General features: G+C 41.9%; 19 protein-coding genes and 3 pseudogenes. 10 read left to right on the forward strand and 12 right to left on the reverse strand.

The genetic code is table 11. The features are described 5' to 3' along the window. The first annotated feature begins 36 nt into the window (after nt 1-36). Nucleotides 37-700: pseudogene (locus tag CDG77_RS39225) on the forward strand (class I SAM-dependent methyltransferase). Between the two features lie 97 nt (nt 701-797). Here CDG77_RS39225 and CDG77_RS37005 read toward each other — a convergent pair. Beyond that, on the reverse strand, nt 798-1,301 hold the full coding sequence (locus tag CDG77_RS37005) for a hypothetical protein (RefSeq protein WP_223270058.1): 504 nt from the start codon (nt 1,299-1,301) through the stop codon (nt 798-800). A gap of 380 nt (nt 1,302-1,681) precedes the next feature. Between CDG77_RS37005 and CDG77_RS38105 the strand changes: the two genes are divergently transcribed. The 3 genes from CDG77_RS38105 (at nt 1,682) to CDG77_RS30480 (ending at nt 3,773) form a co-directional block, all read left to right on the forward strand. Beyond that, nucleotides 1,682-1,966 (forward strand): hypothetical protein, encoded by a 285-nt coding sequence (locus CDG77_RS38105; RefSeq protein WP_223270059.1) that lies wholly within the window; start codon nt 1,682-1,684, stop codon nt 1,964-1,966. Next, nucleotides 1,927-2,238 carry a GIY-YIG nuclease family protein gene (locus CDG77_RS38110; protein ID WP_223270060.1) on the forward strand — a complete coding sequence of 104 codons (312 nt, stop codon included), beginning with the start codon at nt 1,927-1,929 and terminating at the stop codon, nt 2,236-2,238. Before CDG77_RS38105 ends, CDG77_RS38110 begins: the two co-directional genes overlap by 40 nt. 158 nt (nt 2,239-2,396) lie before the next feature. Continuing rightward, the gene (locus tag CDG77_RS30480) at nt 2,397-3,773 is read left to right on the forward strand and encodes a dihydrolipoyl dehydrogenase family protein (RefSeq protein WP_094332978.1); all 1,377 of its coding nucleotides are present in this window, start codon (nt 2,397-2,399) and stop codon (nt 3,771-3,773) included. 7 nt (nt 3,774-3,780) lie between these two features. Here the strand turns inward: CDG77_RS30480 and CDG77_RS35890 are convergent, their stop codons facing one another. Continuing rightward, on the reverse strand, nt 3,781-3,996 hold the full coding sequence (locus CDG77_RS35890) for a hypothetical protein (protein ID WP_143857125.1): 216 nt from the start codon (nt 3,994-3,996) through the stop codon (nt 3,781-3,783). Nucleotides 3,997-4,070: 74 nt separating this feature from the next. Further along, a complete protein-coding gene (locus CDG77_RS30485) occupies nt 4,071-4,283 on the reverse strand; it encodes a hypothetical protein (protein WP_223270061.1) in 213 nt (70 codons plus the stop codon). A 74-nt stretch (nt 4,284-4,357) separates the two neighbouring features. Between CDG77_RS30485 and CDG77_RS30490 the strand changes: the two genes are divergently transcribed. After that, nucleotides 4,358-4,714: an HD domain-containing protein gene (locus tag CDG77_RS30490; RefSeq protein ID WP_223270062.1), complete on the forward strand. Its 357-nt coding sequence runs from the start codon at nt 4,358-4,360 to the stop codon at nt 4,712-4,714. Between the two features lie 57 nt (nt 4,715-4,771). Here CDG77_RS30490 and CDG77_RS38115 read toward each other — a convergent pair whose 3' ends face one another. Further along, complete coding sequence (locus tag CDG77_RS38115; RefSeq protein ID WP_223270063.1) at nt 4,772-4,957, reverse strand: hypothetical protein; 186 nt, start codon at nt 4,955-4,957, stop codon at nt 4,772-4,774. 14 nt (nt 4,958-4,971) lie between these two features. Next, nucleotides 4,972-5,298: pseudogene (locus CDG77_RS39230) on the reverse strand (helix-turn-helix domain-containing protein); the annotation flags it as partial. A 54-nt stretch (nt 5,299-5,352) separates the two neighbouring features. Here CDG77_RS39230 and CDG77_RS30500 point away from each other — a divergent pair. The 3 genes and pseudogenes from CDG77_RS30500 to CDG77_RS30505 all read left to right on the forward strand — a co-directional run. Beyond that, a pseudogene (locus CDG77_RS30500) lies at nt 5,353-5,961 on the forward strand (sulfurtransferase); the annotation flags it as partial. A gap of 10 nt (nt 5,962-5,971) precedes the next feature. Then, on the forward strand, nt 5,972-6,100 hold the full coding sequence (locus CDG77_RS38740) for a hypothetical protein (RefSeq protein ID WP_258169750.1): 129 nt from the start codon (nt 5,972-5,974) through the stop codon (nt 6,098-6,100). Between the two features lie 78 nt (nt 6,101-6,178). Beyond that, complete coding sequence (locus CDG77_RS30505) at nt 6,179-6,820, forward strand: MarC family protein (RefSeq protein WP_094332980.1); 642 nt, start codon at nt 6,179-6,181, stop codon at nt 6,818-6,820. 120 nt (nt 6,821-6,940) lie between these two features. On the opposite strand, the gene CDG77_RS30510 is transcribed toward CDG77_RS30505, so the two are convergent. From CDG77_RS30510 to CDG77_RS30520, 3 genes are all read right to left on the reverse strand, one after another. Further along, nucleotides 6,941-7,174 carry a hypothetical protein gene (locus CDG77_RS30510; RefSeq protein WP_181154413.1) on the reverse strand — a complete coding sequence of 78 codons (234 nt, stop codon included), beginning with the start codon at nt 7,172-7,174 and terminating at the stop codon, nt 6,941-6,943. A 499-nt stretch (nt 7,175-7,673) separates the two neighbouring features. Next, nucleotides 7,674-7,922 carry a helix-turn-helix domain-containing protein gene (locus CDG77_RS30515; protein WP_094332981.1) on the reverse strand — a complete coding sequence of 83 codons (249 nt, stop codon included), beginning with the start codon at nt 7,920-7,922 and terminating at the stop codon, nt 7,674-7,676. A 287-nt stretch (nt 7,923-8,209) separates the two neighbouring features. Then, nucleotides 8,210-8,485: a TRADD-N-associated membrane domain-containing protein gene (locus tag CDG77_RS30520; protein WP_181154414.1), complete on the reverse strand. Its 276-nt coding sequence runs from the start codon at nt 8,483-8,485 to the stop codon at nt 8,210-8,212. A gap of 83 nt (nt 8,486-8,568) precedes the next feature. On the opposite strand from CDG77_RS30520, the gene CDG77_RS30525 reads away from it, so the two are divergent. Next, nucleotides 8,569-8,913: a hypothetical protein gene (locus CDG77_RS30525; RefSeq protein ID WP_094332982.1), complete on the forward strand. Its 345-nt coding sequence runs from the start codon at nt 8,569-8,571 to the stop codon at nt 8,911-8,913. 51 nt (nt 8,914-8,964) lie between these two features. Here CDG77_RS30525 and CDG77_RS30530 read toward each other — a convergent pair whose 3' ends face one another. From CDG77_RS30530 to CDG77_RS30540, 3 genes are all read right to left on the reverse strand, one after another. After that, nucleotides 8,965-9,849, reverse strand: a complete 885-nt coding sequence (locus CDG77_RS30530; RefSeq protein ID WP_094332988.1) for a phosphodiester glycosidase family protein — start codon at nt 9,847-9,849, stop codon at nt 8,965-8,967. 232 nt (nt 9,850-10,081) lie between these two features. Then, a complete protein-coding gene (locus CDG77_RS30535; protein ID WP_094332983.1) occupies nt 10,082-10,357 on the reverse strand; it encodes a UBP-type zinc finger domain-containing protein in 276 nt (91 codons plus the stop codon). A 54-nt stretch (nt 10,358-10,411) separates the two neighbouring features. Then, nucleotides 10,412-10,657 carry a hypothetical protein gene (locus CDG77_RS30540; protein WP_094332984.1) on the reverse strand — a complete coding sequence of 82 codons (246 nt, stop codon included), beginning with the start codon at nt 10,655-10,657 and terminating at the stop codon, nt 10,412-10,414. A gap of 426 nt (nt 10,658-11,083) precedes the next feature. Here CDG77_RS30540 and CDG77_RS30545 point away from each other — a divergent pair, with 426 nt between their 5' ends. Beyond that, the gene (locus tag CDG77_RS30545) at nt 11,084-12,436 is read left to right on the forward strand and encodes a serine/threonine-protein kinase (RefSeq protein ID WP_094332985.1); all 1,353 of its coding nucleotides are present in this window, start codon (nt 11,084-11,086) and stop codon (nt 12,434-12,436) included. Between the two features lie 175 nt (nt 12,437-12,611). Here the strand turns inward: CDG77_RS30545 and CDG77_RS30550 are convergent, their stop codons facing one another. Then, nucleotides 12,612-13,175 carry a type IV pilin-like G/H family protein gene (locus tag CDG77_RS30550; protein WP_094332986.1) on the reverse strand — a complete coding sequence of 188 codons (564 nt, stop codon included), beginning with the start codon at nt 13,173-13,175 and terminating at the stop codon, nt 12,612-12,614. Nucleotides 13,176-13,354: the final 179 nt, after the last annotated feature.

Genomic DNA, 13,354 nt, shown 5'->3' on the forward strand with positions numbered 1-13,354 from the left:
TTGATTTTTACTCAGATATCTACTAAAACAAAAGTTTTGAACCATAACATACGATTTTATGTTAAACAGTTAGCAAGGTTGCTTTACAAAAATCAGAACCATCGACATGGTTTGAAGTTTTATATGCCGAAGCTAAAGGTGATACAGCAAAAATTCCTTGGGCAAAGTTAACTTCTCACCCTTATCTACAAGATTGGTTGACGAATCATGAACCATTCACCTCACAGCAAAAGGCGTTAGTTATTGGCTGTGGCTTGGGAGACGATGCCGAAGCTTTAGCAAATCTGGGGTTTGAGGTAACTGCCTTTGATATTTCACCGACAGCAGTCGCTTGGTGTCAACAGCGATTTCCAGATTCGACTGTCAGCTATATAGTTGCAGATTTGTTAGCAATTCCCCCACAATGGCATCAAGCTTTTGACAAAGTTTTTGAATGTCGTAATATTCAAGCTTTGCCGTTGAATGTGCGTTCTTGGGTTATCTCCTCAGTTGCTTCCCTTGTTGCTCCCGGTGGCACAATGCTTGAGATACAGAAGCGGAACCGGATGGCCCACCTTGGCCATTATCAGACTCAGAATTAGCACAGTTTGAAAGTTTGGGATTACAGCAAGTAGAAAAACTTGAGTTTTTAGAATCTGAGATTGACGTTAAGCAAGTGCGGATTGAATATCAAAGGCATAATTCTTTGACAGGTTCCTGATTTTAGATATACTCTCGAATTTTTCCCTCGTCCCTTCCGAGGGAGGATACTTTGTATCCTCCCGCCCAGAAACTTTCTCCAATGAAATTCACCACCCCTACCATCTTCGATGGTGGCCCCATCCGTGGAACCCTCCGCCAAATCCAAAGTGGAACCCTCTTCCAAATCCGAAATTGATGCCATAAGTAGGATAGGGCGACACATAGATGGGATAAGGGTTGTAGATGTAAGTAGTCGGAGGCGCTACGGTGTAATAACCATCTTCATTACAAACAGTAGTAGTATGTTGCACAATTGTTTTAGGTACAACATTCTCTTGCCCAGCATAAGGTAGATTCAAATAACCATCCTGAAAACCACGAGCAAATTCACCTCCCACAGTCCGAGGTTTATAAGCAACTCTATTCCGAGCGCTTTGTTCTCCTTCTCGAAAACCATCTGCATAAGCATGGGGGTGGTCAGATGCCGATTCTTTGATCGCCCTATTCTCAGTAACAGGATGGCAGTAAACAACCCTATCAGCTTTAGCGGCTTGGGGAAAAAGTAAAGATGTTGAGCCAGCGATTAAGGTGAATATTGCAGCAACAACTATTTTCTTCACAGCCTTTAACCTCATTTATGCTTAATGCTCTAAGCCCTTTAACTTTAATTATAAAACCTGAATCCTTGCGGGGACATGAGCCTAAAATCATAAATCCCCTGTCAACACCCCTAGCCTTTAGGAATGGGGATTCTAGCCTAAAGTCTTAGGAAATAACACGGCGCAATAGTTTATTTATTCTCCGGCGAGTTCTGGCGCAATGGCTGCTGACGAAACAACAATATTTTGCATTCCTCGCGTCACGCAGATTTGGGCGCAAAAATAAGTTTATTGTTCCGGTTCCAGTTTCAAAGAATGCGATCGCCTAAATCCGTTAACTCACATCTTGGATTTCAGTTCTGGGAGATAATCAGCTAGTCGGCACGCTCCCCGTAATACCCTTGGAACCCAATCAGCTAAACCTATTTCCAGACGTAAAACCCACACCAGCACATAGAGCAGAGGCGCTGCTGATGAGTGCTGATGCCCTGCTGAAGTGGAAATCTCAGATTTTGGATTATCAGCAGAAGCTGAGAGAGAACAAACCACCTGAGCAGGTGACATTGTTTGACATTGCACCAAAACACTGCGACCCAGACGCGATAGATCCTTTTACTCTGCCCTGCAATCAATGGCGTTTTACAGGATGCCAACAGATGCGGGTAGCGCCGCTATTTATTTTGTGATCGATAATGCCATGCCCTTGCTGTTGTATGTTGGTGAAACAAGACGATCTGGTAAACGGTGGAAAGGTGAGCATGGATGCAAGCAATATTTAGATAGTTACCATTCATTGCATCATCATTATGGACTGCAACGGGAAGTGAGCATCGCTTTCTGCTGGGATGCCCCAGTCCAGAGAAAACCCAGGCAGCAGCTAGAGCAAGCACTAATTCAAAAGTGGAAGTCGCCTTTTAATAAGGAAATGTGGGTAACGTGGGGGCAACCATTTGGGTAGGGTTCGATTACAAGCAAAGTCTACTTACTTTTCCCTTTTGGGACTTCCAAAAAATAAATTATCCCAAAAAAATCAAACATACAATCATGCGTGAAAATCTTTAACCTGGAGTGTGAGAATGTTATGAAAGCAAACTATCAACTTGGAGTCCAGCGCTGATGGAAACAGCAGACATCATTGTGATTGGGAGCGGTCAAGGAGGCATTCCACTAGCAGCTGATTTTGTCAAAGAGGGTCGCAAGGTGGTCTTGTTTGAGCGGGATGCTTTGGGCGGCAGTTGCATCAATTATGGTTGCACTCCTTCCAAAGCATTCTTGGCAGCAGCTCATGCAGCAGGGCGTGCCCGTCAGGCAAAGAAATTAGGCATCCACACGGAAGTTGAGGTTGATTTTCCTGCCGTCATGGAGCGAGTACGCTTAATCCGTAACAGCTTTAACCAGGGTATTCAGAAGCGATTGGATGATGCAGGCGTCAAAATCGTTTGCGCTGAAGCTTCCTTTGTTGGTGAACGTACCGTTAGAGGGGGTGATGTCACCGTTGAGGCTCCAATAGTTATCGTTAATACTGGCACGTCATCGCTGATTCCTGATATTCCGGGTCTTGCAGGGACTCCTTACCTGACCAACCGCAACTTTTTTGACTTAAAAGTATTACCACCCCGGTTACTGGTAATTGGGGCTGGCTATATTGGATTGGAACTGGGGCAAGGACTGGCGCGTTTGGGCAGTCAAACCCACTTAATTGTGCGGGGCGATCGCGTCCTCGATCGGGAAGAGGCTGATGTCAGCGAGGTTTTAGCAGAAGCATTACAGCAGGATGGGATTGAGCTTCACTTCGGGGTGAATGTAAATCAGGTGGCACATGAAAATGATGTGTTTAAGCTGACATTGAGCAGTGGTGAGGAACTCCAGGGAGAGGCGTTGCTGGTTGTAATTGGACGCAAACCAAATACAGGTGCATTAAATGCAGCCAAGAGTGGCATTGAGCTAGATGATAAGGGGTTTATCAAAATTAACGACCAGTTTCACACGACCTGTTCTGGAGTCTATGCGATCGGAGATGCTGCCAAACAGCCTGCCTTTACGCATGTGTCGTGGGAGGACTATCGCCGCTTAAAAGCAATTTTGTGTGGAGAAAACCGGACACGGAGCGATCGTGTCCTTGGCTATGCTATCTACACAGAGCCACAGGTTGGGCGAGTGGGGATGACGTTACAAGAGGCTCACAAGCATGGCATCAACGCGCGTGCTGTTACGTTACCCATGAGCCAAATTGCTCGTGCGATCGAGTGGGGACATGACTTGGGGTTTTACCGCATGGTGATCAACAGCGACACCGACAAAATCTTAGGAGCCACCCTGGTGGGGTACGAAACTGCTGAACTAGTGCATGTTTTTCTGCAGCTGATGGAAGCGGGAGCAACCTGGCAGTTGTTAGAGCGATCAGTTCATATTCATCCTACCTATGGTGAAGCATTACCTAGCCTAGCACGGTTGCTGCTTGGAGATAATATGCCAGGCTGTCCGAACAGGTGAAGAGGTTTTATTGATGCACAACGTCAGTTGGTATCAATAAAACGTGAGATAATTTCACACATGGCTTTTTTTGTAAGCTTAACTCCGGTAGAGTAAGTTGAGTTAGGATGCGATCGCATTCCCGTTTTCCTCTAAGAAAAAGCGTAGATACTTGCCCGTGATCGCATATCATGGCTGCGATTGGGTAGGGCGATCGCCCCGCCCCAAAAATCGAACAATGCAAACATATCAACTCAGCTTACAAAACTGGTCACAAGAAAGCTACATCAAAGCTTATAGATTTGCTGCACATGCATATCAAAAAATTATTTGAACTTTTACAGATAGTTTTGGTTTTCGACCTCCACCGCCAGCAATAATTCTAATTTTTTTTGATTCTAGTAAAGCTTGTTTTTCATAATTTAATTGTTCGGCATTTTCGATTAATTGTTGTAACTGTTCATACTCCAGACCAATTAACCTCCGTGTTTCTTTAGGATTTTCTTCAATATGCTTCAGTATATCACTCATATTTATGTGTCAAAAAACTTCTCTAATGTTCTTTTATCACAGAATGATACTATTTTGGAGATGTCTAATGTGCTATTTTACATGACACAATCGAAGATACTGATACCACTTTTGAGGAAATAAAAACTGAATTTAGTGAATCAGTAGCTAATGGTGTACTTGCATTAACTAAAGATGAAAGTTTAGCAAAACATCTTCAAATGTCAGACAGTTTGCGAAGAATAAAAGAGCAACCCCTAGAAATATGGATGGTGAAATTAGCAGATAGAATCAGCAACCTCCAAGCACCTCCACATTATTGGAATCAAGACAAAATTATTCGGTATCGAGAAGAAGCTATTCAGATTTATGAAGCTTTGAAAGATGCCAGCTTATTTCTAGCATCCCGCTTGGCTACTAAAATTGAAGATTATAAGGCGTTCATCAAGTAAATACTTATGTTAGAGGAGGCGATCGCCGTTTGTTGGGCAGTCCTACTATGTCATTTATTACCCTTCCAACTCTCTTAGCAATGCCTCATTTATCCTTTGTGCCTCTTCCCCACTAGTTTCTACCACATCAAAACCTTCTTTAACTGCTGCTTGCACTTTGGGAGGTAGTGCTTCAAATTTCTCGTTGTTGAGTATGGAAATGCGGCAACCAATGTAGGGCATAAAATCAACGAATGGCTGCATTCCCGATTTAATCCTAATTTCTGTAACGCACGAGACATTGCACTTTGACCTACCCAATTACCAGTCTTGTCTGCAAATAATTCACACAACTCTATCAATGTTGCATCTGGATATAATTCAACTAATTCTCTCAACTCTATGTCAGCATTTGTTAAATGACTAAATTGTGGCTTTCCTCGCGGCTTGGATTGTAAATTTCCTTCAAGTCTTTGTTGTTTTACCAGCTTTTGCACTAAACTCTTTGAGACGGAAAATATGTTAGCTACTTTCCTGATTGAGATGTTTTTTTGAAGATGTGCTGCAACTATTTTTTCTCGAAGATCGACAGAGTATGACTTCATTTAAATGTATTTATATTTTAATTTATTGTACCTCATAACAGACGCAAGTGCTGTATTGTCTATGAAGATAGTTTAAATAAAGGTTATGGTCAATCTTGTCGAGCAGCTTTCTTACTGAAATATTTGGGTTGCGCTCAGGTATTTATCTTACACGGAGGATATAAAGCATGGCTTTGGGCGGGATTACCTACTACCTCAGAAGTACCATTACGTCAAAGCTGCATATTTAGATTGCATCCCAACGCTGACATTATGGTGACTACCGCCGAGATGTTAGAAGCAATTGACAATCCAGCAATTATTAAATTAGATGTGCGCGACAGTTCAGAATGGCTTGGGTTGAGTTCTTCTCCCTATGCTGTTGATTTTTGTCCTCGCAAAGGGAGAATACCTAATGCTGTATGGCTAGAATGGCATCGTCTAATGACATCTGAAGAGGAAATCCCCACGTTTCGCTCGCCAGATGAAATCCGAGAAATTTGTCAATCAGTAGGTATTACTTCCGAGTCAGAAGTGTACGTCTACTGTTTTAAAGGTTCTAGAGCGGCGAATACTCTGATTGCTCTGCAAATGGCAGGAATTTCTGCCAGAAATTATTTTGGCTCTTGGAATGAATGGTCTAATGACTTTTCACTACCAATTGATAGCAGAGTCATGCAATGAGCGTGTAAGCTTGCTGATAATTAGCGATGCCTACGGCCGGGTGCGCCTACGCTTGGGCTTTCCTCGCTTGATTGGGCAGGGGCGTAAGCGTAGCCCTTTCCGGTGGCATCGCATCGGTGGTTCTTGGAGTTTTTCGTGAAAGCAGTAAAGTGGGTACAACCGCACCCCGACTGTCTGCTAAACTCTGCTTCTAGGAAACCTAGATATCCAAATATTGATGATGTCGTTAATTCCAAATACATTAGCAACCTTTGTGGCTCTTTTCCCAATCGCCAATCCAATCGGTGCAGTTCCGGTTTTTTACAGCTTAACAGCGAGAGAAACATCATCACAGCGTCATCGGCAGGCGATACAAACTGCCATAAATGTAGTCTTAGTTTTAGCTGTGTTTTTACTAACTGGCAGGTGGATTCTAGAATTTTTTGGAATCTCATTAAATGTGCTACGGCTGGCAGGGGGATTACTTGTTGCTCATACAGCGTGGGAAATGGTTACAGTCCGTCAACGACTAACTTCATCAGAAAATGATGAGGCTCTAGATAAAGAAGATATTTCTTTTACACCAATGGCAGTGCCATTAATCAGTGGGCCTGGAGCAATTGGGGTAGTAACGAGTTTATCGATTAGCTTTAAAGATTGGGTAGACTATGTTGAGTCTTTAGTGGGAATTGCTTTAATAGGTATAAGCCTTTACCTGTGCCTCGTCTTAGGAGAACCACTTATTAAGAAGTTAGGAAAAAATGGTGTGGGAGCCTTAAATCGAGTTTTTGGTTTTTTCATCCTAGCAATTGGTGTGCGGTTTATTGCCGATGGCTCTATTTCCTTATTGAAAGAGGCGTTCCATATTCAAGTTAAATAATCTTTAACTATAATGCTATAAAATACTGGACAGAATTATTGAAAATTAAACCGACACATACCCTTATCTTGGTTAAACTGCTTATTTTTAGGCTTGAGCGCGATTGGTAACTACGCATCCTTAACTTTTCCTCTCTTGATGGAGAGAGCGATCGCACTGTGCCAGTTGCGTAAGTCCTGTTTTAATCTCATTTAAATCAGCATCTGCAAATTCTTTGCGAATAGTCTCTGTGATTGCATTGACCAGGTTAGAATTTGGTTGACTGGCTGTTGTTTTTTGAGCCTGAACTGGTAGGAAGCTTACACCCAAAACTGTTAAGCTTGCCATCATCCCAAGCAATGTTTGTCTCTTCATCAATTACTCACCTTTCTAATTTCAGGCTGAACATTGAGCGAACGGAATGCGAACTTACTACTAAAAAGGTCAAGCGCGATCGCTATCCTTTCAATTCATGTACACGTTGCCATTCCTGTTGTGTAATTTTGTAGTTTGTGGCGTTGGGCTTGAAATAGGCAGTAGGTCATTGTTTGGTAGATTTCCTTGCTTGTCTTGGGTGGGGCAATCGCGCCTATAGTTAATAGTTTGTTTTGGTTTTACCTAGCCTCTGAGCAGTAGCTAAATCTATTTCTTTAATGATTGGATTATTTATGTTTCTCAAGTCCATATCGTAATAATCATCACCACCTTCAACAGGATCGTGTTCAGAGTTTAATACATATCTACGTTCGGTAACTTTAATAAGTTTTAGTAGCCGATAATCTTTGCCTAAATAACTTAAATCTTGAATTGGCAGCTTAAATCTGCAATCGCAACTATAATGTGGCGATCGCTCACATCAAAACTGAGCAAACAACTAATTCGGCAAATACTTAGCCAACAAATCCTGACCCTGAGTGCCCATCTCATCAAGCTTCTGCTCAATAAGCTTAATCGCCATTGGCGAGGGTTTAGAGCGTCCATTTTCCCAACGGTTAATCGTGGTATATGTCACACCGAGAGTAGCTGCAAACTGTTCTTGCGTTAGCCCAACCAAAAGCCGCAAATCATGAATGATCTGCCCCACCTCCGGCTGTTTGATAGCCAAGGGTTTTTTGATAGTCATTTAACTTCTAAACTTTACCTTCTAGCTTAAGTAGCTGCTGCTATATTATTTGTTACATATTAACCATATACAATCGGGTATTCTTCAGTAAATATCCTGAAAATGCGTTTTTATAGTAAAATTTATTGCTTGAATGAAGGAGAGCTTTTTAAGTGATGTTGAACTTAAATTCTTAGAGGAAAGTTACTAGGAAAGTGCGATCGCTCCTATTGTTCTTAGAGGAAATGTAGCAGACAGGCGATCGCAACCATGAGAGGAAGCGATCGCCCTTGAAGACACAGCAGAAATTAAATTTCCGCAGCTACCTTGTCTAGTCGGTCATTGGTGTCCTTTGCCAGTTGAAGGCAGCGGACACTGGAGGCGAACCCACCTGCGGCAGCAACAGATCCTTCTGTAGTCTTGCCTGATAGCAGTAGTCCAACACCGACCAAGCTGATCACAGCAAAAGCCGCCGTCATTGCCAAAGCTAAATTAAAACTCCACCTCGCTTGGCGGAGGCGTTCTTGGGCAATACTCAACTCCACTGCTGAATAGGTCTTGATGCAGCTATCGAGATTAGACACGTTTTCATCCCTAGAGGATCGATCATTTGGTAACATATACTTTCTTGCTTCTAAATTAACTGAAATTGATTTAGGAGAAATGTTTGAGTGCCCATCTGGTAGGTCGCAACTATCAGATCGCCCATAACCCCCACCTTGTCTGTGTCGTTCACGCTGATGGGGTAGACGGTGACAGCTGCCTAGATTTTCGAGAAGACCCCAACCCCGAACCTGTAGAACTGTGGGAACCGGAGGGGGCAAGCTACTACAATGGCGAGTTGATTGTGCAACCACAGCAGCGCTGGACACCAGAGGAACAATTAGAATTGATTGATTGGCATCCGATGTTTACTGGCAAATGTCCTCAGTGTGGCGCATCCTTTGACCAGGATTATACAGCACGGGTGCATTGGGATTGTGAGTGTGGCTGGATGGATGATACTGTGTAGGGCAAGTTGGCAGCAGGTAATGAATACGGCTTACGGGTGTGGTGGATAATACTACTTTTCTTGAACCAGTAAAACTGATTTCACGGGTCGCTTGATGAGATTTCCTTGTAAATCAACTTTCCCGTAAAAAGTTTTACCCAAGTAATAAAGCGAAGATGAACTACCTCCGTCCAAGTTCATCGCTTCGGACGCACCAAGGATTTTCATTAAGTCTGCTAGTTGCAGTAGAGATATCCCAGAGTTATTTGGTTGTGAAGGTTTTTGCGTTACCATTACTAAAATAATGCTGCCATCACGAGTAATACCTACAGCAGTTCTAGCATTGAGTTGGTTGCTGCCTAGTGCATCGCGTACCAAGGCATTATCTACAAAACCCTCTTGTACTAAGGTGAGTTCTGGTAACAGGCGTGGGCCAGCACCTATAGCATCGACTAACTGACAATCTGCTGGTGCTGACTCATTGTGCAAAGCAATCGAATAGCGGATGGTTTGCCCACATTGGTAGCGGCGAAATTCGGTGCGATTGAAAATTTGGGCTAGGTAAGGTTTTAACTGGGGATTATTCACTAGCCGCTCATTATCTTTGGGATCAGCCACAAGTTGACCAGCAACAACAACATAGGATGTAGATTTTTGATTGGCTGGATCAAAAAAGCCTGCGTTTAAGATAGCGATCGCTTTACGTTTTTGGGCAAATTCCTCCACGGTGTTTGCTTTGGCTGATAATGCCCCAGTTACCACAAATCTGCTATTGGCTGGAATTAACAAAATGTGAGCTATGCCTTGGGGCAAGATGCGCTCTAGGTACTGGATAGTTTTTGGTGGTGAGGGCTTAATGGTTGGGAGCGCAGAAGATATATACGGTGGGGAGGAACGCAAGCTAAACCATGTCCCCAAAGTAACTAGTGTCAAACCTAGCAACCCAATTTTTCTCATTTGTTTCACCCAAAATTTCCTCGCTTGTAAATAGGGCTTGCTTGAATAACTGACCAATCCTAGTAGTTCGCCAAGTAAACTTGGCGGGGGAAAGGGGAAAGGGGAAGGGGTAAAGGGTTTAAATCCCAAACCCAGTTCCCTTTCCCTTTCCCCAGTCCTCACAGGTGCATTTTTGGGTTGGCAGACTACTAGTAGTCTGCCAAGGAAACATTTGCCATACAATCGCCTTAGTTTAATAGTTTTTTGCCTGCTCATCCAAAAAACACCATAACCACTGTTCTCCTAACTCAGCCGAGCTAATTACTGAATGTCCAGTTTTCTCGTAATGCCGTCGGGCATGTTGATGAACAGAAGAATCACAGCACAGCATCTTGCCGCAACTTTGACAAATACGCAGATGTACCCAGTGACTGTTTATCAGGATACACTCTTCACAACGAAATACTGGGTAGTTTGCTTTAGAAATCAGAGTCTCCGTAGTCAGATTGTCTAAATGTTCGCAACTCATAGAAATTTGAATGACACATTAATCAGAGTATAGATTAGTGCAGGGAAACTAAAATTATGGTTTCTTATATTGCAACAACAGAGCTAGCAACATGAATCCATTGCAGAGAACTCCCATAATCTTAACTGCGATCGCTGATAGGGCAAACGCATCTAAATTACTCTTGATCGCAACGAAGCTTAAGAAACAACGAAAAAATCTTTCCTTTCGCGTTTGATTATTTTTAAAGCCCCAAAGTGATGCCTGCGGCGGGCTTTGCCTACGCCTAATTTCTTCGCAATAAGCAAGGGTTAATGACATTATTTTTAGCTCTATTGAGAATAAATTTTACTTATCGACATTATGCGGTCGCCCTACAATCACTGGAGTTATCATCACCACTATCTTGATTTTCCAAAGAACTAACCAGCCATCGATTGCGCTTACTGAAGAATGAATAGCTACCCAAGTGGCAGATGGGGAGAGCATTACAGTTCATCTTTCCCGATGGAAGCCAAATGTCAGTTTAGCTTTGTGGTATTGATGCCCTTGAAGTGAAAAAGGGTAAAATCCCAGGTCAACCGTTGAGCGATCAAGCCAAAGAAAAGTCTGCCAAGGCATTAGCTCAAAGTTGCGAATGCCTGGGGTTGCCAAGAAATAGCCAGTAGGTCATCTTTTTTAGTGAGAGGGGCGTTTGTATGGGAATACTTTATATATATTAATTGCAACAAATAGAACTCTTGTAGTATGAGCTACTGTACTAATATTGATTGCCTACGTCCGCAAAATTCTGAAATCTCTCGTTTTTGTAATAGTTGTGGTCAGGAATTGTTACTCAAACAGCGATATCGCCCACTCGCCGTCATTGGACGCGGTGGCTTTGGGAGAACGTTTTTAGCTATTGATGAACATCTACCAGAACAACCCAAATGTGCAATCAAACAGCTATGTTTTCAAGAGGAAAACACTGAAATTTGGCACAAAGCAGTCAATTTATTTCACGAGGAAGCACTTCATCTTAATGAATTAAAACACTCTCAAATACCCAAATTACTAGCGCAATTTGAACAAAACAAAAAGTTTTATATCGTCGAAGAATTAGTAGATGGACAAACACTCGCCCAGGAATTGCAACAACAAGGTGTTTTTCAAGAACCGCAAATTTGGAAGATATTAAAAAGTTTATTGCTCACACTCCAATTTGTCCATTCCAGACAAGTAATCCATCGAGATATTAAACCGGAAAATATTATGCGTCGTTCGGTTCGAGGAGACTTAGTTTTAATAGATTTTGGAGTTGCTAAACTCGCCACTAATACGAGGCAACTTCGTACAGGCACAATAGTAGGTAGTCCAGAATATATTGCTCCCGAACAAATGCGAGGAAAGGCATTACCAGCTAGCGATCTTTACAGTTTGGGTGTAACATGTATTTACTTACTCACCAATGTTTCTCCCTTTGATTTGTTCGATATTAGTAACGATTGCTGGGTATGGCAAAAACATTTACCAGCAAACAATACTGTTAGTGTTCACCTCTGTGAAATCTTAGATAAACTTTTACAAAATGCCGTTTCTCAACGCTTCCAATCTGCAACAGAAGTGTTGCATACACTAGAGCAACAACCTAAGAAATTGCTAAATATTTCTAATTATCAGACAGTAAGTACTATTGATTACACAAATTTGCGTGGTTTATTAGCAAAAGGAAAATGGCAATCAGCAGATCGAGAAACTTGGGAACTGATGTCTCAAGCGCTAGCAAAGCCTAGAGGTAGTTATATATTTAGTAGTGATCTTGAAAAAATTCCCTGTCCAGATTTGCAGACTATTGACCATTTATGGGTGAATTCCAGTCATGGACGCTTTGGTTTTAGTGTACAGACACTTATTTACAAAAACGTCAATGGAGATTATGGTATTTTTTGTCATCAAATTGGTTGGTATATGTACAATTATACTTCTGCCAACTCGGAATTTGATTTTAGTCTCAAAGCACCAATCGGTCATTTACCCTCACGTATTTGGATTGGTGGTTCTCAACCGTGGCGATACCCCAATGCTTTAGCTGTAAAACTAGCAGCTTGTAGTATTAGTTAGTGGGATTGTTTGAATTTGACACTGCCGAAAACCGAGCAAGAAACGCCATGTCTTATCTGCGGCATACAGGCTTGCCCATAGCAGCTTCAATTTTGGTAAGTATCATCATTATAGGGGCATTATTATGACTCCGATAAATCCTCCTAAAAAGGCCATTAAATGTTTGCATACTGTTTTATTTGATACTTTCAAAACCGATAGGGCAGCTAAAATTACCTTGTTTAAAAATAGGTCGGGGAGGGTAAGCTAAAGTCTGTTTTTCGGAGCGGCACATTATTGAAATAGTAGTTTTATTTTTTTGCTCGTAAGCAACTGCACCTATCAGGCTGTTGAAGCCTTGTTTGGTCAGTCCTAATTGAAATACATCAGTTGTGAATTCTTTTATCGGAGTTGCATATATAAATGACTTATCCTTACTCATGTCTACGGTATATCGATAGCGGCTTGTAGCTGTTGGTGCATCTCCATCTCCAAGCTCTAACAACCTATATGATTGAGCAAAAGCTGATTTCTCCGAGAAATATGCTTGTTGTGCCTTAATAAATCTTCCAACTGTAGCTTTACTGCTATCACCACAGCTACAGCTTGGTGGAACTCGAATGAACATAATCGGAATCCCAAGTAATAATCCTCCAGTTCCAATCATTAACAAGATTTTTTTAAAGATATTGTTGCTATGGTTACTTGGCTTATTTACATCAGACATATACAACTTTAAAACTAATAGTGCATATTTCATAAAATAGTCGCATTCTATCCTTCATTGGAATAGTATTGCTACCGAGTTAAGCTGTTTCAGGCAAAACGATAAAAATTTGTTATCTTTATCGGATATATATCTCTAGAATTTGATATCTTACATTTCATCTGCCTCATAATCCCTTTAGATTCCCCTTAATTTTGTACAATTGCTCCCAA

Origin of the sequence: Nostoc sp. 'Peltigera membranacea cyanobiont' 213 (assembly GCF_002245975.1) — a bacterium.
Lineage (GTDB): Bacteria > Cyanobacteriota > Cyanobacteriia > Cyanobacteriales > Nostocaceae > Nostoc.